At 31.5% G+C, this 24,669-nt stretch carries 16 protein-coding genes; 7 read left to right on the forward strand and 9 right to left on the reverse strand.

Features of this window, described 5'->3' with window-relative positions; translation table 11 throughout:
* Nucleotides 1–11: 11 nt before the first annotated feature.
* The 3 genes from fusA to rpsL all read right to left on the reverse strand — a co-directional run bounded on the left by fusA (nt 12) and on the right by rpsL (nt 3,103).
* The gene (gene fusA, locus Q361_RS04220; protein WP_103725466.1) at nt 12–2,156 is read right to left on the reverse strand and encodes an elongation factor G; all 2,145 of its coding nucleotides are present in this window, start codon (nt 2,154–2,156) and stop codon (nt 12–14) included.
* An 11-nt stretch (nt 2,157–2,167) separates the two neighbouring features.
* Nucleotides 2,168–2,644, reverse strand: a complete 477-nt coding sequence (gene rpsG / locus Q361_RS04225) for a 30S ribosomal protein S7 (protein ID WP_103725467.1) — start codon at nt 2,642–2,644, stop codon at nt 2,168–2,170.
* A 78-nt stretch (nt 2,645–2,722) separates the two neighbouring features.
* Nucleotides 2,723–3,103: a 30S ribosomal protein S12 gene (gene rpsL / locus Q361_RS04230; protein ID WP_103725468.1), complete on the reverse strand. Its 381-nt coding sequence runs from the start codon at nt 3,101–3,103 to the stop codon at nt 2,723–2,725.
* 214 nt (nt 3,104–3,317) lie between these two features.
* Between rpsL and Q361_RS04235 the strand changes: the two genes are divergently transcribed.
* From Q361_RS04235 to rlmB, 4 genes are all read left to right on the forward strand, one after another.
* Nucleotides 3,318–4,967, forward strand: coding sequence for a BamA/TamA family outer membrane protein (locus Q361_RS04235; protein WP_103725469.1), 1,650 nt, complete (start codon nt 3,318–3,320; stop codon nt 4,965–4,967).
* A 99-nt stretch (nt 4,968–5,066) separates the two neighbouring features.
* Nucleotides 5,067–8,303, forward strand: coding sequence for a SusC/RagA family TonB-linked outer membrane protein (locus Q361_RS04240; RefSeq protein WP_103725470.1), 3,237 nt, complete (start codon nt 5,067–5,069; stop codon nt 8,301–8,303).
* Nucleotides 8,304–8,308: 5 nt separating this feature from the next.
* Nucleotides 8,309–9,769 carry a SusD/RagB family nutrient-binding outer membrane lipoprotein gene (locus Q361_RS04245; RefSeq protein ID WP_103725471.1) on the forward strand — a complete coding sequence of 487 codons (1,461 nt, stop codon included), beginning with the start codon at nt 8,309–8,311 and terminating at the stop codon, nt 9,767–9,769.
* A gap of 66 nt (nt 9,770–9,835) precedes the next feature.
* The gene (rlmB, locus tag Q361_RS04250; RefSeq protein WP_103725472.1) at nt 9,836–10,573 is read left to right on the forward strand and encodes a 23S rRNA (guanosine(2251)-2'-O)-methyltransferase RlmB; all 738 of its coding nucleotides are present in this window, start codon (nt 9,836–9,838) and stop codon (nt 10,571–10,573) included.
* 91 nt (nt 10,574–10,664) lie between these two features.
* Here rlmB and Q361_RS04255 read toward each other — a convergent pair whose 3' ends face one another.
* Nucleotides 10,665–11,468, reverse strand: coding sequence for a rhomboid family intramembrane serine protease (locus Q361_RS04255; protein WP_103725473.1), 804 nt, complete (start codon nt 11,466–11,468; stop codon nt 10,665–10,667).
* A 170-nt stretch (nt 11,469–11,638) separates the two neighbouring features.
* Here Q361_RS04255 and Q361_RS04260 point away from each other — a divergent pair, with 170 nt between their 5' ends.
* Entirely contained in the window at nt 11,639–12,916 is a 1,278-nt protein-coding gene (locus Q361_RS04260; RefSeq protein WP_103725474.1) for a replication-associated recombination protein A, read from the forward strand.
* Between the two features lie 7 nt (nt 12,917–12,923).
* Here the strand turns inward: Q361_RS04260 and Q361_RS04265 are convergent, their stop codons facing one another.
* From Q361_RS04265 to radC, 3 genes are all read right to left on the reverse strand, one after another.
* Nucleotides 12,924–13,631 (reverse strand): hypothetical protein, encoded by a 708-nt coding sequence (locus Q361_RS04265; protein ID WP_103725475.1) that lies wholly within the window; start codon nt 13,629–13,631, stop codon nt 12,924–12,926.
* A 111-nt stretch (nt 13,632–13,742) separates the two neighbouring features.
* The gene (locus Q361_RS04270) at nt 13,743–14,432 is read right to left on the reverse strand and encodes a YjjG family noncanonical pyrimidine nucleotidase (RefSeq protein ID WP_103725476.1); all 690 of its coding nucleotides are present in this window, start codon (nt 14,430–14,432) and stop codon (nt 13,743–13,745) included.
* Between the two features lie 5 nt (nt 14,433–14,437).
* Nucleotides 14,438–15,136 (reverse strand): RadC family protein, encoded by a 699-nt coding sequence (gene radC, locus Q361_RS04275; protein ID WP_103725477.1) that lies wholly within the window; start codon nt 15,134–15,136, stop codon nt 14,438–14,440.
* A gap of 47 nt (nt 15,137–15,183) precedes the next feature.
* Between radC and Q361_RS04280 the strand changes: the two genes are divergently transcribed.
* Entirely contained in the window at nt 15,184–15,798 is a 615-nt protein-coding gene (locus tag Q361_RS04280; RefSeq protein ID WP_103725478.1) for a DUF1287 domain-containing protein, read from the forward strand.
* Between the two features lie 30 nt (nt 15,799–15,828).
* Here Q361_RS04280 and Q361_RS04285 read toward each other — a convergent pair whose 3' ends face one another.
* Together Q361_RS04285 and Q361_RS04290 are read right to left on the reverse strand one after the other, a co-directional pair.
* On the reverse strand, nt 15,829–17,184 hold the full coding sequence (locus tag Q361_RS04285) for a UDP-N-acetylmuramate--L-alanine ligase (RefSeq protein ID WP_103725479.1): 1,356 nt from the start codon (nt 17,182–17,184) through the stop codon (nt 15,829–15,831).
* A 70-nt stretch (nt 17,185–17,254) separates the two neighbouring features.
* A complete protein-coding gene (locus Q361_RS04290; protein ID WP_103725480.1) occupies nt 17,255–17,938 on the reverse strand; it encodes a tetratricopeptide repeat protein in 684 nt (227 codons plus the stop codon).
* Between the two features lie 133 nt (nt 17,939–18,071).
* Between Q361_RS04290 and Q361_RS04295 the strand changes: the two genes are divergently transcribed.
* Nucleotides 18,072–24,608, forward strand: coding sequence for an alpha-2-macroglobulin family protein (locus Q361_RS04295; RefSeq protein WP_103725481.1), 6,537 nt, complete (start codon nt 18,072–18,074; stop codon nt 24,606–24,608).
* Nucleotides 24,609–24,669: the final 61 nt, after the last annotated feature.

Here is a 24,669-nt window from a genome sequence, read left to right on the forward strand (position 1 = left end):
TTTGTTAAAAATTAAGCGTTACCTTTTGCTTTTTTGATTACCTCATCAGAGATATTCGAAGGGGTTTGTTCGTAATGAGAAAACTCCATTGTAGATGTAGCACGACCAGAAGACAAAGTTCTTAAGGTAGTTACATAACCAAACATTTCAGAAAGTGGCACATTTGCTTTGATTGTTTTAGCTCCATTTCTGTCGCCCATATCATTTACTTGACCTCTTCTTCTGTTTAAGTCTCCTACAATATCCCCCATATTTTCTTCTGGAGTGATTACTTCTATTTTCATGATTGGCTCTAGAATTACAGCTCCAGCAGCTTTTGCTACTTCTTTGTAACCCATTTTTGCAGCCAATTCAAAAGAAAGTGCGTCTGAATCTACTGGGTGGTACGAACCGTCTAAAAGCGTAACTTTTAAACTATCAACTACATATCCAGCTAAAGGACCTTGTTTCATGGCTTCCTTAAAACCTTTTTCTACTGCTGGTATATATTCTTTAGGAACATTACCTCCTTTTACTTCATTGATAAATTGTAAACCTACAAAACCTTCATCCGCTGGCTCTAAACGGAAAACGATATCTCCAAACTTACCACGACCTCCAGATTGTTTTTTATAAACCTCTCTGTGTTGTGCAGATTTTGTAAATGCTTCTTTATACTCAACTTGTGGTTCACCTTGATTTACCTCAACTTTAAACTCACGTTTCATACGATCTACAAGAATGTCTAAGTGTAACTCACCCATACCTGAGATAATCGTTTGACCTGAAGCCTCATCAGTTCTAACAGTAAACGTTGGATCTTCTTCTGCTAATTTTGCTAAAGCCATACCCATCTTATCAACATCTGCCTTAGTTTTAGGCTCGATAGCGATACCAATTACTGGATCTGGGAATTTCATTGACTCAAGAATAATTGGGTGTTTTTCATCACACATTGTATCTCCAGTCTTGATATCTTTAAATCCAACTGCTGCTCCAATATCTCCTGCCTCGATATACTCGATTGGGTTTTGTTTGTTAGCATGCATTTGGTAGATACGCGAGATTCTTTCTTTGTTTCCAGAACGTGTGTTTAAAATATACGAACCCGCATCTAAGCGACCTGAATAAGCACGGAAGAAAGCTAAACGACCAACATAAGGATCTGTAGCAATTTTAAATGCCAAAGCTGCAAAAGGTTCTTTTACATCTGGACGACGTAAGATTTTAGTTTGATCTTCTTCTAATAAATCTGCATCATCTGGATGAATACCTTCGATACCTTCTTTATCTAATGGAGATGGAAGGTATTTACATACAGCATCCAACATGAATTGAACTCCTTTATTTTTGAATGATGAACCTGCAATCATTGGTATAATTGCCATATCAATAGTCGCAGCTCTTAAAGCAGCATTGATTTCATCTTCAGTAATAGAGTTTTCATCCTCCATATATTTGTCTAATAGACTTTCGTCATAAGTAGCAATTTCTTCAATAAGTATCGATCTGTATTGTTTTACTTCATCAACCATATCGGCAGGAATATCAACAATATCAAAAGTAGCTCCTTGTGTTTCATCATGCCATACAATAGCTTGATTTTTAACCAAATCTACTACCCCTTTAAAATCAGCTTCTTCTCCAATAGGCAAAGTAATAGCAACAGCATTAGACTTTAACATATCTTTTACTTGCTGACAAACACCTAAAAAGTTAGAACCTTGACGATCCATTTTATTAACAAATCCCATACGAGGAACTCTATATTGATCTGCTAAACGCCAGTTGGTTTCTGATTGTGGCTCTACACCATCAACTGCAGAAAACAAAAACACCAATCCATCAAGTACACGTAAAGAACGATTTACCTCAACGGTAAAGTCTACGTGACCTGGGGTATCTATAATATTAAAATGGTATGGTTGCGAATCGGCGGTGTTTTTACCTTGCTCTGTTGGAAAATTCCATGTACAAGTAGTTGCAGCAGAAGTGATAGTAATACCTCTTTCTTGCTCTTGCGCCATCCAGTCCATAGTAGCAGCTCCATCATGCACCTCACCTATCTTATGCGATTTACCTGTATAAAACAATATTCGCTCGGTAGTTGTTGTTTTACCTGCATCAATATGCGCAGCGATACCTATATTTCTTGTAAATTTTAAATCTCTTGCCATTTCTCTAGGAATTAAAATCTAAAATGAGAGAATGCTTTATTAGCATCTGCCATTTTGTGAGTATCCATTCTTTTCTTAACAGCAGCTCCTTCTTCTTTTGCAGCAGCAAGAATTTCTGAAGCAAGTTTACCTGCCATAGATTTCTCGTTTCTTTTTCTAGCATAAAGAATCATCCATTTCATCGCCATTGATATTTTTCTATCTGGACGTATTTGCATAGGAATTTGAAATGTAGCACCACCCACACGACGTGAACGTACTTCTACATGAGGCATAACATTTGTTAAAGCATCTTTCCAAATTTCTAGAGCAGATTTTTCTGCATCTTGCTTTTTAGTTTCTACAATTTCCAATGCACTGTAGAACACATTAAAAGCAACTGATTTTTTACCATCCCACATTAAGTTATTCACAAAACGTGTAACTAATTGATCGTTGAATTTTGGATCTGGTAAAAGAGGTCTTTTTTTGGCCTGTCTTTTTCTCATTTCTTTGTTTTTTTGTCTAAAATATTAAGTTGAAAAACTTTTAAAGCTCTACAACTTTTATTTTTGACTAGTTAAAAATTACTTTTTGTCTTTAGGGCGTTTTGCACCATACTTAGATCTTCTTTGAAGACGACCGTTTACTCCGGCTGTATCCAATGCACCACGTACAATGTGGTATCTAACTCCTGGTAAATCTTTTACCCTTCCGCCTCTAACTAATACTATCGAGTGCTCTTGTAGATTGTGTCCTTCTCCCGGAATGTAGGCATTTACCTCGTTTCCGTTTGTTAAACGTACCCTAGCCACTTTACGCATAGCAGAATTTGGTTTTTTTGGTGTAGTAGTATACACACGTGTACAAACTCCTCTGCGTTGAGGGCAAGAATCTAAAGCAGCCGATTTACTCTTCTTAGTTACTTTGGCTCTCCCTGTTCTTACTAATTGTTGAATTGTTGGCATAATTAATTCTTAAATTTTCTTATGTTTATAATAACCCTTTTTACGGGGTTGCAAATGTATAAATTATTTTTAACGAAACAAATCCTAATTTACTTATTTTCAACAGAATTGTTTTTGTCTTTATTTTTTTATGTATTTTGGTTTAGATTTTAAATTATTTTTACCACAATAATTCGTAATCTGTTTTGTTATTTTTAATCAAAGAATTGCCACAATGCGTTATCTTTATCTTTATTTGTACTTTATTTTGCCTTTTGCTTTATTTTCTCAAAGCAAATCACTAAATATTATTGGTAAGGATAAACATGAAACAGATATTATAAACAATTTTGATTATAAAAAAAGCTTTAGTAACGAAGAACAAGCCGAAAAAGAAATCAATCTCTTAGTAGACAAATTAAAACATCAAGGTTATTTTGGGGTAGAAATAACAGATAAAACACAAACTGCAAAAAGTTTAGATATAACATTGTCTTTAGGTCAAAAAGTCAATGAATTTATTTTGAAAATCCCAAAAGAATGGACAAGCATTATTAACGAAAAAGAAGAAAAAAAGATTAGCACAAATCAACTCGATGCGTATTTATCCCAAATTTTAAATGGGCTCGACAAAAAAGGATATTCGCTTGCCAAAGTATCTCTAGCAAATATTTTTACCAAAAAAGAAATAGCTTACGCTGATATCCTGATTACTTCGGAAGAGAAAAAGAGAGAAGTAAACGATATCGTAATAAATGGGTACACTAAATTTCCGAAAAGTTATAAAAAACAATTACAAAAAAGCTTTAAAAAAAACCTGTTTTCACAAGAGCAACTACAAATCTTAAATAAAAATCTAAACACTATTCGATTTGTAAAACAAATTAAAAATCCAGAGGTATTATTCACAAAAGACTCAACCAAAATATATGTGTATATTGAAAAAATTAAAGCAAATAGTTTTGATGGTCTTATAGGATTTTCTAATTCGGAATCTCAAAAAATAAATTTCAACGGCTATTTAGACATAAATTTAGCCAACATTCTTAACAGTGGCGAACAATCTCATATATACTGGAAAAGCAATGGTAATCAGCAAAAAACTTTTCAATTGGATTTTGAAATTCCCTACATATTCAATACACCCATATTAACAAAATTTGGATTATCTATAGTCAAGCAAGATAGTACGTTTCAAAATTCAAAAACCTATATTCATTTTGGGCATCAATTTAATGCCAATACAAAAGTTTATCTAGGCTATCAAAAGCAAGAATCTAGCGACATTAGAAACCAAAATTCAACCCTTATAAACGATTATATTGCCCATTTTTACACAGCAGAATATTCATTCATTCAATACAACAATTACGCTATACTATTTCCAGAAAAAGCAATTTTTACTGCTAAAATAGGTACAGGCACTAGAAATTCTAAATTCAAAACCAATCAACAATATTTTATCGATATGGCTACAAGCTACAATTATGCGATTAACTCTAAAAACAATCTCTACTTAAAAAATAGTATACAACATTTAAAAAGCAATCAATACCTCACCAATGAGCTCTATAGATTTGGAGGCGTTAATAGCTTTCGAGGATTTGGAGAAAACGTACTTCAAGGAAACACATTTATCGCTTTATTATCTGAATACAGATACCTATTATCCAATAATTTATACATCCATTCTGTGCTAGACATAGGTTATTTACAAGACAAAACACTAAACTTAAATCGAAAATTATGGAGTTCTGGTATCGGACTAGGGATCAGAACTCAATCGGGTTTGTTAAATATAATATATGCAAACGGAAATACTGACAATCAAACATTTAACTTTAAAAATTCTGTTTTTCAAATTAGCTTTAAAAACACCTTTTAGCATTTTTTATAATAAATTTAACTTTATTTTTGATATTTCTTTGAAATGTAAAGATTTTTATAGACTTTTGCTATTAACTAACTCAAATTAATAATAATAATGAAAACAAAGTTACATGTGTTTTTAGCGCTCTTCGTGGCGTTGTTTGTGCAGTTGTCTTTTGCACAACAAAGAACAGTAACCGGTACAGTTTCAGACGACAAAGGCATGCCAATTTCGGGAGCTAATGTGGTAGTAAAAGGAGCAAAATCGGGTGTTCAAACAGACCTTGACGGAAAATTTTCAATTAAAGCCGAAAGTGATCAAACATTGGTTATCACTTATGTAGGTTTTAACAAAAAAGAAGTTTCTGCATCGTCAAACAATTTAAAAATTAAACTGCAATCAAATGCAGTAGAACTTGAAGGTGTAGTGGTTACTGCTCAAGGAATTAAACGTGAAAAAAAATCTCTTGGTTACGCAACACAACAAATTACAGGTAATGATTTAAATGGAGGAGCAACAGATGGTAATGTCGCTAACTTATTATCTGGTAAAGCTGCTGGTGTGGAAATCAGAAGAAACAACAACATGGGAGGATCTACAAATGTTGTTATTCGTGGAAGTAAATCATTAACGGGAAACAACCAAGCTTTATGGGTTATTGATGGTGTGCCTATTGACAATTCGAATTCAAACTTTACAAGTCAACAGCAAGGTGGGTCTGGATACGATTATGGAAATACTGCATCTGACATAAACCAAGAAGACATTGAAAGTATTAATATATTGAAAGGAGCAGCTGCAACAGCTCTATATGGCTCAAGAGCTGCAAATGGCGTTGTATTAGTTACTACAAAAAAAGGTAAACAAAAAGCAGACAAAGGTATTGGTGTATCTGTAAGTAGCTCTTTAACTGTAGGTACTGTAGATAAATCTACATTTGCAAAATACCAAGACAAATATGGAGCAGGTTATGGTCCTTATTATGGAGACCCAACAGGATTTTTAGACTATTTTGATGTTAATGGTGATGGTATTGATGACTTAGTAGCTCCTACATACGAAGATGCTTCATATGGTGCCCCTTTTCAAGGGCAAATGGTATATCAGTGGAATGCTTTTACACCTTATTCTAGTAATTTTGGAAAAGCAACTCCTTGGAGAGCTGCTGAAAATGGACCAATCACGTTCTTTAAAAATTCAATAATCACTAACAATAGTGTTACATTGGAGAGTGCAACTGATAAAAGTAATTTATTACTATCTTATTCTAACTATGATGAAAAAGGAATATTACCAAATAGTGGTTTAAAGAAAAATCAAATCAGTACTAGATTTAGTCAAAAAGTTACTGATAAACTTACTGTTAATTCATACGCTTCTGTTACCCTACAAAATACTATTGGAAGAAACTCTACAGGTTACAACGATAACATTATGACCAATTTTAGACAATGGTGGCAAACAAATGTTGATTTAAAAGAACTAGAAGATGTTTACTTTAACTCTGGGGGTCAAAATATTACTTGGAACTGGAGTGATGTTTCTAGTCCAGATGGATTAGTTCCTATTTTTTGGGATAACCCTTATTTTACTCGATATAAAAATTATTCTTCTGACAATAGAAACCGCTTAATAGGATATACTGCTGCTACTTATGACATTAACAAATGGTTAAATGCAACTGGAAGAGTTTCTATTGATACTTACAAATCTTTACAAGAGGAAAGAAGAGCTATTGGCTCTATTGCATCTGGATTTGGGCTTTCACCTGTAGACGAGGGTTCTGGGTATCAAAGATATGATCAAAGTTTTAAAGAAATTAACTATGACTTCATGTTAAACTTCAATAAAAAATTTGGCTCTGATTTAAGTTTAGCTGGAGTTTTTGGTACAAACATTAGAAGAAAATCTGTTGATAATGTATTGGCTTCAACAATTGGAGGTTTAGTTGTGCCTGAATTATATGCTCTATCTAATTCAAGATATGAGTTACCTTTTCCTATAGAAACAAAATACACTCATGGTGTTAATGGTATCTATGCTCAAGCAAGTTTAGGAATTAAAGACACTTATTTCATTGAAGGTTCGATAAGAAGAGATGCTTCTTCAACATTACCAAAAGGAGAAAATGCATACTATTACCCTGCAATTTCTGGATCTGTTGTTCTATCTAATTTAATTAAATCTGACAAATTGAATTTTGCAAAGTTAAGAACAAATTATGCTGAAGTTGGTAATGATGCTCCTCCATTAAGTTTAATAAATACGTTCCAAAGAAACACAAATTTCCATGGACAACCAGTATACACTTTACCTAACGTTAATAAAAATCCAAACTTAAAACCAGAAAGAACAAAATCATTTGAAGTTGGTTTGGAAGCTAGTATGCTTAACAAACGTTTAGGATTTGATTTGAGCTATTATGTAAACAACTCAGTTGATCAAATCGTTTCAGGTGCTGTGTCTTCTGCTTCAGGTGTTACTAATGCAGTGGTTAATGGAGGTGAGATACAAAATAAGGGTATTGAAGTTCAACTTACTGCAACTCCTTTAAAAGCAAGAGACTTTCAATGGGATGTTACTGTAAACTGGTCGAAAAATAAAAATACTGTTATTTCATTACCAGGAGGTTTAGAGAACCTTCAATTGGGTAGTTTTCAAGGAGGCATAACCATAAATGCTACTCCTGGAGAGCCTTACGGAACTATTAAGGGAACTGATTATATTTATCATGCTAATGGGCAACCTATAGTTAGTCAAACTACAGGTAGATACTTAAGCACCTCAACCTCAGATAAAACTATTGGAAATATAACACCTGATTGGGTTGGAGGAATTAGAAACAAGTTTACTTATAAAAATATATCTTTAGGATTTTTAATAGACATGCAAAAAGGAGGAGATATTTTCTCATTAGATATGTATTATGGTTTAGCAACTGGATTATACCCTGAAACTGCTGAAGGAAATATTAGAGAAACTGGAGTAATCCACCCAGGTGTTGCTCCTGATGGAACTCCAAATACTGTTTACACTATTGCTCCTGATCAATACGGAAATAATTATGGTTACAGAAGAGAACCTAACAAGAGCTTTATTTATGATGCATCATTCGTAAAATTGAGAGAGGCTTCTATTACTTATAGTTTTTCTAAAAAATTCTTGGGAGAATCATTCATAAAAGATTTGAAATTAAGCCTTGTAGGTACAAATCTATGGATAATACATAAAAATTTACCTTATGCAGATCCTGAAAGTGGTTTAACTTCTGGTAATCTTTCTAGAGGATATTCAGTAGGTTCATTACCTACTACAAGAAACATAGGTCTTAACTTATCATTTAAATTCTAAATAAAATGAAAAAAATATTATTTATTTTAGGTTTTTCAATTCTATCTGCTTCTTGTAGTGATGATTTATCATCTTTGAATACAGATGAAAAAAACCCAGCAGTAGTTCCTGCCTACACCTTATTTACTAGTGCAGAACGTTCTTTAAGTGACCAGATGGTAAATACAAATGTAAATAGAAATATATTTAGACTTACTTGTCAATATTGGACAGAAACTACTTATACAGATGAGTCAAATTATGATTTTGTAACTCGAAAAATATCCGACAATCATTGGAATGCACTCTATGCTGGTACTTTAGCAGATTTATACAAAGCAAAAGAATATACTGACTCTGAAGTTATTCCAGCCAATGATCCTGCATTTGCAGAAAAAACAGCTATAAAAAAGAATAAATTAGCACAAATTGATATCTTAATAGCTTATACATATCAAGTTTTGGTGGATACCTTTGGAGATGTTCCTTACAGTGAAGCATTACTTGGACAATCAAACTATTTACCTAAGTATGACAAAGGTGTAGATATTTATAAAGCATTAATAATAAAATTAAGTAATTCCGTTGCTAATATAAATGATAGTTATTCTGGATTTAAAGATGCAGATGTGATTTATTCAGATAATTTAATTAATTGGAAAGCTTTTGCAAATTCTATTAAATTAAAATTAGGAATAAATTTATTAGCATCTGGGCTTGATAATACAACAGCTACTAATGCGATAAATTCTGCTATTACGTCAGGTCTAATTTCTTCTAATTCTAGTAATGCAAAAGTACCTTATATGGCGACAGTTCCTAATACTAATCCTCTGTATAGTGATTTAGTTGCATCAGGAAGACACGATTTTGTTGTTACTAAAACAGTAGTTAATAAAATGATAGCTTTGAATGACCCAAGAAGATCAATTTATACAGATGGAAACTCAAATGGAGGAACTGTTGGAGCCTCTAACAGTTATAGTTCTAGAACTCATGTAGGTTCAATAATAGAAACTCCTGATTTTAGTGGGACTTTATTAGATTATGCGGAAGTAGAATTTTTACTTGCAGAAGCTGCTGAAAGAGGTATTTCTGCGGCAGGAAGTGCAGAAACTCATTACAACAATGCAATAACTGCTTCTATGGAAGATTGGGGAGTTGCGTCAAGTGCAATTGCTACTTATTTAGCACAACCAACTGTAGCATATACTACTGCAACAGGTACATGGCAACAAAAAATAGGGGAACAAGCTTGGTTAGGCCTATACAATAGAGGTTTTGAAGGATGGACATCTTACAGAAGACTTAATTATCCTGTTCTTACAGCTCCTGCTACTGCAAATGCTGCTGCAGAGGGCAAAGTTCCTGTAAGAATGCAATACCCAATAAGAGAGCAAACTTTAAACCCTACAAATTACAACGCAGCTTCTTCTGCAATTGGAGGCGATAAACTTACTACCAAACTTTTCTGGGACATTAACTAATAAAACTTCCAGAGAACAAAACAATAAACCGCCACTTTTGTGGCGGTTTTTTTATACCTTTGCCACATGGAAAAAGAAAATGTTATTTTTGGAATAAGAGCCATAATAGAGGCTATTCAAGCTAAAAAAGAAATCGACAAAATTTTTATTCAAAATGAAGCGAATAGCGAACTCATGAAAGAGTTGTTTAAAACCATTAAGCAACACAATCTCAATTATGCGTATGTTCCGGTAGAGAAACTCAACCGAATGACTACTCAAAACCATCAAGGAGCAATCGCTACCATAGCACCCATTTTATTCCAAAAATTAGAAACGTTTATAGACAATCTTGTAGAAAAAAACGAAAACCCATTACTTCTTATCTTAGATCAGTTAAGTGATGCTCGCAACTTTGGAGCCATAATTCGAACAGCAGAATGCACTGGCGTTGATGGTATTATTATTCAAAAAACAGGTTCTGCTCCCGTAAATGGAGACACAGTAAAAACAAGTGCTGGCGCTGTTTTTAATATCCCTATTTGTAAAGTAGACCACATCAAAGACGCGATATTTTATTTGCAAGGAAGCGGTATTACCACTGTTGCTGCTACCGAGAAAACCGAACAAAGCATTTATGACGTCAATCTAAATCAACCAGTAGCAATTATTATGGGAAGTGAAGACAGAGGCATTAACCCTTCTGTACTAAAAATTGTAGATCAAAAAGCAAAATTACCTATGTTTGGTACCATTGGTTCGCTTAATGTATCTGTGGCCTGCGGTGCTTTTTTGTATGAAACCGTAAGACAACGCAGTCTTTAATTCATTTCTAGAAACAAAAACCCATAGCATCTCTGTAATCCATATTCCCGCTTTTCGCACTACGCGGTAGTTTGCTTCAATCGGGGTTAAATTATAGGCCATTTTCCTTTTTGTAATCTTTGTTTTCAGCATAATGGTATACAAAAGGTGTTTGTTGTGGCGTATCAGAACATAAAATCTCTTCATATTCTACAACAATTTCTTCTGATTTAGGCGGATTTACAAAATTTCCATTCTCGTCAAATCGTTTCATAAAAGCATCATTCATGGGGTTAAAACTCGATTTTTCCCAATCATACTGCATATCTTCAACATAGTTAGGCGTTTTATATAAAAAAACAAAAACTAATCCCACCACAAATCCAGATAAATGGCCTTCCCAAGAAATATTTTGCAATTCTGTAAGTATAGGATCTGGAAACATATACCAAACCATACTGCCATAAAACAACAATACAGTAAAAGACAACGCCATTAATCTATAATATCCCGTATACAATCCTTTAAAAAAAATAAACGAAACCAAAAGGTAAATATAACTACTTGCTCCAATATGAATGTTACTTCGAGCGACAACCCATGTTAATAAACCCGAAACTAATATTCCGTAAACGATAATTTTTAAAGCAATAGTTCTATAAAAATAAATTAAAGCACCAGTAAGCACAAATACCGGAACTGTATTACTCAAAATATGATTCAAATCGGCATGAAGAAATGGGCTAAAAAAAATTCCGAGAAGTCCATGCCAACTTCTAGGATATATACCCAAACTATTTAAGTTAAGATTAAAAACCTGATTAGTATAAAATGACAACCACATAATCACAACAAACAATGTAGGAACAATCCACACCGAAGGGGTAAATTTAAAAAAGCTCAATTCTTTTTCCATATACTACTTTTGTACAGTAATTAATCAAAAATACGCCCAATTATTATTACTATGCTAATTTGTCAGCTATAAGAAAGCCTCATATAAACTATTTTAGCACATAAAAATCAAAAATTATAGCGGTAAACAAAAATTTAAATTTGTTATTTTTACATCGAAATACATACAAAATGACCGCACCTCTAGCCGAAAGAATTCGTCCAAAGAATTTAGAAGAATATATCAGTCAGTTGCATTTAGTAGGATCAAAAGGTTCTTTAACGCAACAAATCGCTACAGGCAATATACCTTCTATGCTCTTTTGGGGACCTCCCGGAACAGGTAAAACTACTTTAGCACAAATTATCGCTACACAAAGCGAACGTCCTTTTTATGAACTAAGTGCTATAAATAGTGGCGTAAAAGAAGTTCGTGATGTTATTGATAAAGCAAAACAATCTGGAGGTATTTTTACCTCAAAAAATCCAATTTTATTTATAGATGAAATTCATCGTTTTAGTAAATCACAACAAGATTCTTTACTTGCTGCTGTAGAAAAAGGCTGGATTACCCTTATTGGTGCTACTACCGAAAACCCTAGTTTTGAAGTAATTCCTGCATTATTGTCACGCTGTCAGGTTTATATATTGCATTCTTTTTCAAAAGAAGATTTAATAGCTTTACTGCATAGAGCAATTGAAAAAGACGAGATTTTACAAAAAAAGAAGATAACAATTAAAGAGTACGAAGCCTTATTGCGTCTTTCTGGCGGAGACGGCAGAAAACTCTTAAACATTTTTGAATTGGTTATCAACGCTTCTAAAAGCGAACATATAACCATAACAAACGAGTTGGTTTTAAATCTTGTGCAACAAAATACTGTTTTATACGATAAAACGGGAGAACAGCATTACGACATCGTATCTGCTTTTATAAAATCTATACGAGGCAGCGATCCTAACGGAGCAGTATACTGGCTTGCCCGAATGATTGAAGGCGGAGAAGATGTAAAATTTATAGCACGTAGAATGCTTATACTTGCGAGTGAAGATATTGGCAATGCAAATCCTACGGCATTAATTATGGCAAACAACACTTTTCAAGCAGTAACTACTATTGGATATCCAGAGAGTAGAATACTATTGAGCCAATGTGCTATTTATTTGGCTACATCTGCCAAAAGCAACGCAAGTTACTTAGCCATTGGCAAAGCGCAACAATTGATAAAACAAACAGGTGATTTATCTGTGCCTTTACATTTACGAAATGCTCCTACCAAACTTATGAAAGAACTAGGGTATGGCGAAGCATATTTGTATGCTCACGATTTTACAAACAATTTTGTAGAACAAGAATTTCTACCCGAATCGATAAAAGAAACTACTTTTTACGAGCCTGGCGATAATGCAAGAGAGCGTGAATTACGTCAGTTTTTAAAAAACAGATGGAAAGATAAGTATGGATACTAAATCTAGTTTATTCTAAATTATATTGTTCTACCACTCGTTTTTCATTTTGATAATATTCAAAAAACCACTGGTTATTTTGTAAATAAAACAAGCCTTTTTCTCCATTTTTATCGGCTAGATATACATTTTCTAAAGAAGTTTTATAGCAAGAAAGCAAAACAACACCATTATAATCTAATATCTTAAAGTTTTGTCCGTACATTACTTTTTGTAATTTCGTATTCATTACAACAACTTCTTTTTGTTCTGTAGTATGTACTGATTGAGAAACTTTAGTCTGATTTTCACTGGGTGTGTATTGATACATTTTTAAAGCAGAAAAATTATCAAAAGCCATTCGTAGTGCTTCATTATATGCTGTGTAATATTCTTTTTCTTTACTTATACCTACACCAGACTCTGCTACAATCTTTTTTTCGCAGTCTTTTAATAAAACTTTAGTTTTGGTAGAAAACATAGTATTTGTAGCCTCTACATCTAGGTAAAGTACTTCACAAGGGTTTGACGTGATAAAACTTGGTATTGTATCGGCTTCTGTGTAGGCTATTAATCCATATTTTTTTAGCATGAGTTTTGACAAAACATTCAAGTTGTGTTGATTTTCTACTTTAGAAAAAGAAAATTTATTGGGTACTATTGCATACTTATATTTGTTAATGGTTTGTGCATTAGAAACTTGAATAAAGATTATAAATAAGATTAAATATTTTTTCATATTTACTAAATTATGTATTTTTTAAAGAATGTAAGTATTACTATATTTCTGTTGGTCTTTGCTAATGAGATAGTTTGCATGTAAGACGAAATCATCAATTTGATTTTACAATTATAAATAATTTTTTATTTCTCCTAATGTATGTATGGCAATTATATCTTTTGGCGGTGTTACTTTAAATTCATTAAACCAAATGGTTTGCATTCCTATTGCTTTGGCTCCATAAATATCTGCTTCCAAACAATCGCCAACCATAACGCTTTGTGAGGCTTTTGCATTTGCAAATCGTAAAGCATATTCAAATATTTTAGGATTTGGCTTTTTTACACCCGCCATTTCAGAATTGGTGATGGTTTCAAAATAATGCATAATTCCCGAATTTTTCAATTTACCCGTTTGAACTTCGTTAAAACCATTGGTAATAATATGCAATGAATAGTTTGTTTTTAAATAATTTAAAACATCAACAGCACCTTCAAAAAGATGATTGTATGTAGGTAAAGTAGTTATGTATTGATGGGCAATAGTCCAAATATCAGCATCTGAAATAGACATTTTTAAACTATCAAACGAATCTCTAAGTCTACCATAACGTAGTTCTTCTTGAGTTACTACTTCATTTCTATACTTTTCCCAATAGAGTTTATTCAACGGAATATATACTTCTAAAAAGTCATTCAAGTTTACAGAAATATCCAAATTTGTAAATATTTCTTGAAACGCTAATGCCGAATTTTTTTCAAAATCCCACAGGGTGTGATCTAAATCAAAAAAAATATGTTTATTGGTACGAAATGGCATAATAACTAAAATATTCCTTCATCTTGAAAACTTAAATACTCTTTTTCGGTAATAATAATATGATCTAAAACTGCTATATCCATGTAATTGCCTACTGTTTTAATTTTTTGGGTTATTGCTTTGTCTTCTTGGCTTGCTTCCAATTTACCCGATGGATGATTATGAACCAAAATAATAGACACAGCACTTTGTTCTAAAGCTGTTTTAAAAATTAAGCGAACATCTACCAAAGCACTTGTAATGCCTCCTTTTGCAATTTGAGACTTATACACTACTCTATTGGCATTATTTAAATACAAAACCCAAAACTCCTCATGAGGCAATTCGCCTACAATAGGTTGCATAATTTCAAAAACAGCTTTACTTGAAGTAACTTTTTTTAATTCTATAGTGTCTTCTTCTCTTCTACGCCTTCCTAATTCTAAGGCAGCAGCAATAGAAATGGCTTTGGCCTCTCCTATTCCTTTAAACAACATCAATTGTTTAAGGGTAAGTTTGCCCAACTTATTTAAGTTATTATCAACGCTTGCAAGAATTCTTTTTGACAAGTCTACCGCACTTTCATTTTTATTTCCAGAACCAATAAGTATTGCTACAAGTTCGGCATCGCTTAAAGATTCTTTGCCTTTAAGCATGAGCTTTTCTCGAGGCTTATCATCTTCTGCCCAATTTTTTATCGAAAAAGAATTATTTTCTAGATTCATGGTATACAAATAAACAAAAAAATGCGTTTAGTATTGAAAACAACAACATGAAAATACTTCATTTACTTCTTTTGCTCATGCTTTTTATGATGTGTAGTCATAATAAAACGGAATATCGTAAACAGCAAAAACCCATATCTTTTGAAGAAAAACTTTCAAATGCTGCTCTTTCAATTATCGATGCAAGCATTGTATATACACCAGATTATGTAAAAATTAAATACCCAAATGGTGATGTGCCTGCAAAAACTGGTGTATGCACAGATGTTGTAATACGAAGTTATAGAAAACTAGGCATCGACCTACAAAAAGAAGTGCATGAAGATATGCTTGCGCATTTTGAGGCTTATCCGAATTTAAAAAAATGGGGGCTCAAATCGACCGACACAAATATAGACCATAGAAGAGTGCCCAATCTAGAAGTCTTTTTTGCCCGAAAAGGAGAAAAACTACCCATAACAAAAAATGCTGACGACTACAAAACAGGAGAAATAGTAACGTGGCTTATTAACGATAAATTACCTCATATTGGCATTATTACCCATAAAAAGTCTCAAGATGGTAAAAGACATTTAATAGTTCATAATATAGGCAACGGACAAGTGCTAGAAGATTGTCTTTTTGAGTATAGTATTGTAGGGCATTACAAGTACACCAAGTAAACCCTTTTAACACATTTCTTAGGATAATATCTATTTTATTAACTGTTTTACTTCTTCAAAATCCAATCCGCCATAATTTCCAGAACTCATTAAGAGTAATGCACACGCATCAAGATTATACGTAAAAAGAAATTCTTTAAACTCGGCTGGTTGTGTGTAGATTAGTAAATCGTTTCGCTTAAATGCTTGTGCAATTTGCTCGTAGCTTACTTCTTCCAACTGTTTAATTTTTACAGCATCGGGCGAATAAAAAACAACAGCAACATCTGCGGCATCCAATGCGCCTTCGTATTCTTTTAAAAAATCAGCATTTAGACTACTGTATGTATGCAATTCTAAACAAGCTACCAATTTTCGATTAGGATATTGATTTTTTACTGCTTTTGTAGTTGCGGCTACTTTACTTGGCGAATGTGCAAAATCTTTGTAAGCTACTTTGTTGTTGCTTTCGGCTATTTTTTCTAATCGTTTAGAAGCTCCTTTAAATGTTGCTATAGCTTCATAAAAATCGGCTTCATCTACACCCATACATTGGCATATCCATTTTGCACCTGAAAGATTGTTTAAATTATGGGCTCCAAAAATTTCTATAGGCATAAAACCATTTGGCGTTTCAAGAAGTGTTTTTCCATTTTCAACCTTGTATAAAGCGGTTTGATAAGGTATTTTTCGTATTGGATTTTGAGTTTCTTCAGCTACTTTTTTTACCACCAAATCTTCTTCATTGTATACCAAAATTCCTCCGCTGGTAACTTGGTTTACAAAAATTTCAAATTGTTCTACATAATTTTCAAAAGTTGGAAACACATTAATATGATCCCAAGCTATTCCAGAGAGCAATGCAATATTGGGCTGGTATAAGTGAAATTTTGGTCTTCTATCCATGGGCGAAGAAAGATATTCATCGCCTTCCAAAACAATAAAATCGTTTTCTTCTGTAAGATGCACCATCGTGTCAAAACCTTCCAATTGTGCTCCAACCATATAATCTACGGCAATATTATGGTAATTCATTACATGTAAAATCATGGATGTAATTGTTGTTTTTCCATGAGAACCTCCTATTACTACTCGTGTTTTGTTTTTTGATTGTTCGTAGAGAAATTCGGGGTAAGAATAAATTTTTAAACCCAACTGTTGCGCTTTTAACAGTTCTGGGTTATCTGGTTTGGCATGCATTCCTAGTATGATAGCCTCGACATCGGTCGTAATTTTTTCGGGAAACCAACCTAATGATTCGGGTAATAATCCTTTGTTTTGTAATCTTGACTTAGAGGGTTCGAATATAGCATCATCGCTACCTGTTACTTTATATCCTTTATCGTGTAGAGCCAATGCTAAATTGTGCATGGCAGCACCACCAATAGCTATGAAATGTGTACGCATTTGAAATTTTAATTAGTAAAACACCAAATTCCAACGAGCTAAAGTTTTGGAATTTGCTATTTGAGTTTTGTTATTTTTTATCGAATTGTTCTTTAAGCTTTTCGGCTTTTGCTTTATTTTTTAATTTATTATAATAAAAATCGTAAAGTTTTTTAAATGTTGTTTTTGAATTTCCTAGTTCATGGGCATCTATATAATTCTTTTCGGCTTTATTATATCTTTTAAAATATTCGTTTATATAACCATCTGCCAAATAACCATCAACTTTGGAAATGTTCATTAACTCATCGGCATATTTTTGAGCTTTTTTTTCGCTACCTCCTATAATTGCAGGTAATTCTAGATATAAAAACACTAATGCCCAACGGGTTTCAACGTGCTTTGCATCGAGTTTAGCGGCGGTTAAAAAAGCTTGTTCAACATCGTTTATCATACTTAGTGCTTTGAACTTGTTTACCGATTTTGCTTTCATACCCATAGCACCTCCATATTTATACCAATAATTGGCACTTTTTGGAAACTTATCTTTCAACGTTTTGTATTGCTTTATCGCTTGATCCCAATCTTTAAGCTGCCCAGCGCAATCACCAATATACTCTATTGTTTTTATGTGATTTGGATTGGATTTTAAATAAGTTTCAAATAAGACCTTAGCCTCTTCGTATTTTTTTTGTTCGAATAATTTTTCTGCTTTTTCAAATGACGATTGAGAAAAAGCAATTTGAACCAAAAATAAAAACAATAAGTATTTCATTTTAAAAAAATAAGTTCAAAAATAAGAAAATAGAAGTACTTTAGCTTTATTTTTATACGTTTAATTATTTTTAATTGTTGTTTCCAACCTTTTATTTGTATTTAAACTCTATATATTTAGAAATTATTTTTTTATGCAAAAAATCTACTTAACACTTGTTTTACTATTTTCTGTTATGGTTTTTGGACAGCGTAACGACACATGGAAAACTGTGTATAAATATGAATTAAACGGTGAAATCAAACTCGCCCAAAAAGAAGTTGAAAAAATTTATAAAAACGCAAAACGCAAAAATAATGAAGAACAAATTGTGAAATGCTTTTTCTACTTGTCAAAATTTGAACAAGTTGTTAATGAAGATGCTCAGTCTGAAATAATAAATAATTTGCAACAAGAAATTAAAATGGCTAAACCTGTTGCTAAATCATTGTTAAACTACATATATTCTTCAATATTAGAATCTTACATCAACAACAATTATAACATTAGAAAAAGAACAGATGTTCAAAACATAGAAAATAGAAAATTTCTTTTATGGACAATGTCTAATTTTGATATCGAAATTGAAAACGCTTATCAAGATATTTTAAAAAACAAATCTAATCTAGTTAATGTTTCTATAGCGAATTATAAAGATATTTTTGAAATTTCCCCCGATATTGATATCAACAATTTTAGTGTTTATGATTTTTTGTTTTCTAAATGTTTACTTCACTACAAATCAAAAGTTTCCAATTGGTACAATTTAAAAAAGCAGTTTTTAAATTTTGATTACACAATACTTTATGAACCTTCAGAACAGTTTATATTGTTTAATTCTGCTAGTATTCCGGAAAAAAATATACAAAAATTAATTGAAATTATGCAAGATTATGAAAGGCATTATTTTTATGCTGATAAAAACAAAGTAGATGTAGCATATTATAATCGAATGAATCTTTTTGTAAACAGTGGTTTAAATTTAGACACATATTTTACAAAAACAATTGCTCTAGAAAAAACAACTAACAACAAATACCTTTTACAAGATTTAAAGGTTGATAGAGCAGAATATTACAATCAATTGACTTATGAGAAAAAAGAGAATTTACATGAAAAATCTTTACTATTGTTAGATAGTATATTGCAACAAAAAATTAACTATTCCGCATTGTATAAAGCAGAAAACATAAAAAATAATATACTTAGAAAACAATTATCCATAAACTTACCAAAAACGAGTTATCCTAATGAAAATTTACGTGCCTTTGTAAATTTTAAAAATGTAGATTCTATAACCGTTTCGTACTATCGTTTTCCTCAAAAATTTAATGAAAATTTAGAATACAATTATTACAATGGAACATTAAACAAAATAAACAAAGACTCATTAGTTAATGTTTTTATAAACAAAAATAAAGCATTCAAGATTCAAAAAATAAAGTTGTCAAACGCAAATAATCATTTAGAAAATTCTACAGAATTTTTGTTAGAAAAATTAGACATAGGCAACTACTTGATTTATATAGAGGCTAACAACAATATAAACGAAAAAGACAAAGCATACACCTATAGCACTATTCTTACTACTAATATATATGTTGTTGAAGATAATGAAAATAAAAAAGATGCATTTTATATTTATCATAGAAAAACAGGCAAACCATTGGAAAATGTAGTTGTAAAAAATTCTGATGAAAAAATATTAACCAATAAATATGGCAATGCTTACTTTAATTTGAAGCCTTTTGAAAAAGATAAAAATTATTACGAAAAACTAGAAATTTCATTTGAAAATGACACTCTTATTACAAAATACAATCGGCATTTTTCACTTTCAGAAAATAAAGAAAAGCAAGATGATTACAGCATTTTTGAATCACAAGTAATGCTTCATTTTGACCGAGCTATTTATAGACCTGGCCAGAAAATGTATTATAAAGGCATTTTAATACAAAAAAAAGATTTTGAAAAAAGTGTTGTTCCTTTTGTAAGTATTCATATTAGCATAGAAAATGCAAGTCATAAAATATTAAAAGAATTTGATGCACAAACAAATGAATTTGGAAGTTTTTCGGGTGAGTTTGATATTCCAAAAAATGAATTAACTGGCGAATTTAGCATTAATATAGACCAAGCAGATAATATTGAAACAGATACAAAGTATTATGACATAAAAAATGACAAACATTCGTTTTGGGATAATGTGGACTTTGTTGGCAAAGAAGAATTTGCTTTTATGGTAGAAGAATATAAACGTCCAACATTTGAAGTGACATTTGAAAACATAAAAGAAAATTATAAACTTGGTGATACCCTAAAAATAAAAGGAAATGCCAAAGCACTAGCAGGAAACACTTTAACAAATGCAACGGTAAAGTTTAATGTTTCAAAAAGTATTTCAAAAAAGAATGAATATGTGTCAAACCAAGAAAACTATATTGAAAACACAATAACTACTGATGAAAAGGGCAATTTTGAAATTGAAATAATTGATAATACAACCAAACTCGACTCTATACAATTGATAACCTACACGGTAAATTGCAATGTTATTGACACTAATGGAGAAACAAGAACAGCCAAACAAACTATTAAAGTTGGCAAAGAAACATTGCAATTAAAAGCAAAAGTAAATCCGACAATTTACTGTGAAGATAAAAACAATTTAACAATAGAAGCCACAACACTCAATAATTTTGCTATAAATGCAATTGGCGTTATTAAAATATATGAACGAAAACAAAAACTTTACTTAAACCAAAGGTTTTACGATATACCTTCAATTCAGGGGTTTAACAGAGAAACTTTTGAACAGTTGTTTCCAAACGAGCCCTATAGCACAGAAGATTTAATACCTAATGAAACCCTTGTAAAAACTATAGATTTTAACACCAAAGTAAACAATACCATTGCATTAGATTTTTTGAAAAATTATTCAAACACCAATCTAAAAATAGTACTAGAATCCTATGATGACCAGAATAATTTAATAAAAACCGAACGAATCATATCTATAAAATCTAAACAAAACCCATTATCACAACACGAGCTGTTTACCTATCGAGATATATCTAACAAAAACGCTACGCATCATATTATTGAAATTTTATCAAATAAACCAAATATTTACGTTACAGCACGTTATTATGACAACCAAAATAAGTTGCAAAATCTACAAACAATACAACTCAATAATGGCAAAGGTATTTTAAAATTTGCCAAAAACAGTAACAATAAAAACATTGTTAATTTTCATTTTTCAAGCATTTGGGAAAACAACAGCTATTCAAAAACGTGTACTATAAATGAAGATTCTATAGTAGAAAAATTAAAAATTGAAGTTCAAAGTTTACGAAGTAAAATAGAACCCGGAAGTGAAGAAAACTGGTCGTTTAAAATTATTAATTCAAAATTAGAGTCGGAGATACTAGCAAGTATGTACGATATTTCGTTAGATCTATTTGGTATAAATCCATGGAAAGGAATTAAATTTTACAACAATAATGAGCCCAATTTTTCATCTATAGAAAAGTATCAACCAACCAAAAGTTATTTATACATTAACAATTTTATTCATTCAAAAAAATATTATTTTTATTCAAACAGAAATCCATACATTAAATCATTCGGTTTTGATTTTAACAACCCCAAAAACAATTTTGTTCAAAAAAAATATTTAGAATCCATACAAACCACTTTAGATATTCCAAAAAAATCTAAACAAATAAGTGGAAAAATAATTGACACGAAAGGCGTGCCCACCCCAGGTATAAATGTTGTAGTAAAAGGCACTAAAAGAGGTGTTCAAACCAATTTTGATGGTAACTTCGACCTATATGCCGTAGAAGGAGATACCATAATTATAAGTGGTGTAGGGTTTAAAAAACAAGAATTTGTAATAGCAAAAAAACATGATTTTATCATTGAATTAGAAGCTAACGAAAGATTACTAGAAAGTGTTGTAATAACTGCTATGGGGATTAAAAGAGATTTTTCTGATGAGGATGAAGATATTTTATATGGTATGTCAAAAAATGTAAAAAATTCCTTAAGCGGATCTATAGTTCAAGAACAAAACGACTTTAACTACTACAGAGGCAACCTATACAACAAAGCTTTACAGGGGAAAGTTGCAGGTATAAAAATATTTAATGATGGTCAAGTTGGAGCCTCTGGAAAAGTAATTATTAGAGGTACAACTAGTATTAACAACAATAGTACGCCTCTTTATGTTATAGACGGAGTGCCGTTTTATGGAGATGTTACCTCCATAAATCAAGACGAAATTCTATCGATAGATTTAGTAAAAAACAGTACTACAACTGTCTTATATGGCAACAACGCTAGTAACGGTTTAATAATAATAACCACCAAAAAAGGCATAAAAGAATTGTCTATGGTAAAAACTAGAACCAATTTTAATGAAACTGCATTTTTTTATCCACATTTAAAAACTGATAACGATGGAAAAATTTCTTTCAACTTTACCACTCCAGAGTCATTAACAGAATGGAAATTACGTCTATTTGCTCATAATAAAAATGCAGAAACTACATATTTTGAAACCAAAGTTATTTCGCAAAAAGACATTATGGTTCAAACTAATATGCCAAGATTTGTTCGAGAAAAAGATGTTATAACTCTAAAAGCCAAAGTTGTAAATATGACCTATGAAACCAAATCAGGAACTGTTATGCTATTGCTATACAATGCAAATAGTATGGAAGTTTTAGACAAAATAAATAGCACTCCAAAAAGTTTTATATGTAAACCCAATCAAAGTGTTTCTGTAAGTTGGACAATTACTGTTCCAGAAAATTTGCAAGGTTTACAATATAAAATCGTTGCAAAATCGGGTAATTACAGCGATGGAGAGGAAAATATTTTACCCGTTTTAAGCAATAAAATTTTAATAACCGAGAGTATTCCTATTTGGATAAAAGGCAATTCAAAAAAGGAATTTATTTTTGATAATCTTAAAAACAATATTTCAAAAACAGTAAAAAATCATCAATTCACATTAGAATACACATCTAATCCTACATGGCTGGCGCTACAATCTTTACCTTATTTGATAGAATACGAACACGATTGTGCCGAACAAACGTTTGCTAAATATTACAGCAATTTTATTGGCTTTGAAATAATAAACAGCAATCCAAAAATTTCAGAATTACTCAATCATTGGAAAAACAACACAAGTTCTATATCTAAACTTGATAAAAATGAAAACCTAAAATCTATAGCTTTATCTGAAACACCTTGGTTACTCGATACCGAAAGTGAAGAGCAAAAAAACAAGCGTTTAGCTCTGCTACTAGAATCAAACACATTGAAAAAAATGCAAGAAAACACCATTAAAAAACTAGAAGAAAAACAATTGCCTTCTGGAGCATTTTCTTGGTTTGATGGCGGGGTAGAAAATTTGTTCATAACTCAACATATTATAGCTGGTTTAGGTCATTTATCAAAAATGTTTCCTCAAAAGGAATATGCTTTTGATAAGATAGTTGCAAAAGCTATCCCATATATGGATAAAAAATACACTATCCAACACAACGAAAATGGCAAAGAATCTATAATCAATTTGCATTATTTATACGCTAGAAGTTTTTATATCGAAAAAATGCCTATTTCTAAAAAACTAGACTCCCTAATTTCTATAGAAAAAAATAATTTGAAAAAAAATTGGATTCAATATAGTCTATATCAGAAAGCCTTGTTAGCAATTGTTATGAATAGATACAATGAAAATGAATTTGCTAATAAAATTATTACTCATTTAAAACAAACTGTTTCTAGAAATGAAGAAAACGTAATGTACTGGGTAGAAAATAAAAATGGTTCTTTTTGGCATCAATCGTCTATAGAAACACAGGCATTATTGATTGAAGCATTTAGTGAAATTGACAAAGACACAACCTATATAGATGAAATGAAAGTGTGGTTACTACGACAAAAACAGTTGCACAATTGGCCTACTACCAAATCTACAACCGAAGCCATATATGCATTGTTTATGCAAGGTAGCAATTGGAGTTCTATAAAAAATAACACTGCTATTAAAATTGGTAACAAAAATATTCTAACCGAAAAATTACCTGAAAAAGAAACCGAAACAGGGTATCTAAAAATGAATTACAAGTCTAATGAAATTATTAAAGATATGGCACAAGTATCCATAGAAAACAAGTCGTCAGTTACTGGATTTGGAGGAATATATTGGCAATATTTTGAAAATTTAGAATCAATAAAAAACGATACTAATTCTGAAATATCTATTTCTAAAAATCTTTACAAAACTATTAAAAATGAAAAAGGCAGCCACTTAATAGCTTTAACAAATGATAACATAAAGATTGGCGATATAATAACCGTTCAACTTATTATTACAACCGCTAACGATTTAGAATTTGTACATTTAAAAGACCCTAGAGCAAGTTGCCTAGAACCAATAGATGTAATTTCTTCATATAAGAGTCAAGATAATTTGACTTATTATATGAGTACCAAAGATATAGCGGTACATTTCTTTTTTGACACAATAAAAAAAGGCTCCTACATTATTGAATATCAACTTAGAGTAAATAATGCAGGAACATTTAACACTGGTGTTTCAACTATCCAAAGTATGTATGCGCCCGAATTCAATTCGCATTCTACCAACATCATTTTAAAAACTGAATAAAAAAAACCGGGCTAGCAAAAAAACTAGTCGGTTTTTTTAAGTTTAAAATAAGTTATTATGC

Source organism: Flavobacterium croceum DSM 17960, assembly GCF_002917885.1.
Lineage (GTDB): Bacteria > Bacteroidota > Bacteroidia > Flavobacteriales > Flavobacteriaceae > Flavobacterium > Flavobacterium croceum.

Excerpts from the sequence above, each read along its gene's own strand:
- fusA (WP_103725466.1), bottom strand. The coding sequence starts at position 2,156 with ATGGCAAGAGATTTAAAATTTACAAGAAATATAGGTATCGCTGCGCAT.
- rpsG (WP_103725467.1), bottom strand. The coding sequence starts at position 2,644 with ATGAGAAAAAGACAGGCCAAAAAAAGACCTCTTTTACCAGATCCAAAA.
- rpsL (WP_103725468.1), bottom strand. The coding sequence starts at position 3,103 with ATGCCAACAATTCAACAATTAGTAAGAACAGGGAGAGCCAAAGTAACT.
- Q361_RS04235 (WP_103725469.1), top strand. The coding sequence starts at position 3,318 with ATGCGTTATCTTTATCTTTATTTGTACTTTATTTTGCCTTTTGCTTTA.
- Q361_RS04240 (WP_103725470.1), top strand. The coding sequence starts at position 5,067 with ATGAAAACAAAGTTACATGTGTTTTTAGCGCTCTTCGTGGCGTTGTTT.
- Q361_RS04245 (WP_103725471.1), top strand. The coding sequence starts at position 8,309 with ATGAAAAAAATATTATTTATTTTAGGTTTTTCAATTCTATCTGCTTCT.
- rlmB (WP_103725472.1), top strand. The coding sequence starts at position 9,836 with ATGGAAAAAGAAAATGTTATTTTTGGAATAAGAGCCATAATAGAGGCT.
- Q361_RS04255 (WP_103725473.1), bottom strand. The coding sequence starts at position 11,468 with ATGGAAAAAGAATTGAGCTTTTTTAAATTTACCCCTTCGGTGTGGATT.
- Q361_RS04260 (WP_103725474.1), top strand. The coding sequence starts at position 11,639 with ATGACCGCACCTCTAGCCGAAAGAATTCGTCCAAAGAATTTAGAAGAA.
- Q361_RS04265 (WP_103725475.1), bottom strand. The coding sequence starts at position 13,631 with ATGAAAAAATATTTAATCTTATTTATAATCTTTATTCAAGTTTCTAAT.
- Q361_RS04270 (WP_103725476.1), bottom strand. The coding sequence starts at position 14,432 with ATGCCATTTCGTACCAATAAACATATTTTTTTTGATTTAGATCACACC.
- radC (WP_103725477.1), bottom strand. The coding sequence starts at position 15,136 with ATGAATCTAGAAAATAATTCTTTTTCGATAAAAAATTGGGCAGAAGAT.
- Q361_RS04280 (WP_103725478.1), top strand. The coding sequence starts at position 15,184 with ATGAAAATACTTCATTTACTTCTTTTGCTCATGCTTTTTATGATGTGT.
- Q361_RS04285 (WP_103725479.1), bottom strand. The coding sequence starts at position 17,184 with ATGCGTACACATTTCATAGCTATTGGTGGTGCTGCCATGCACAATTTA.
- Q361_RS04290 (WP_103725480.1), bottom strand. The coding sequence starts at position 17,938 with ATGAAATACTTATTGTTTTTATTTTTGGTTCAAATTGCTTTTTCTCAA.
- Q361_RS04295 (WP_103725481.1), top strand. The coding sequence starts at position 18,072 with ATGCAAAAAATCTACTTAACACTTGTTTTACTATTTTCTGTTATGGTT.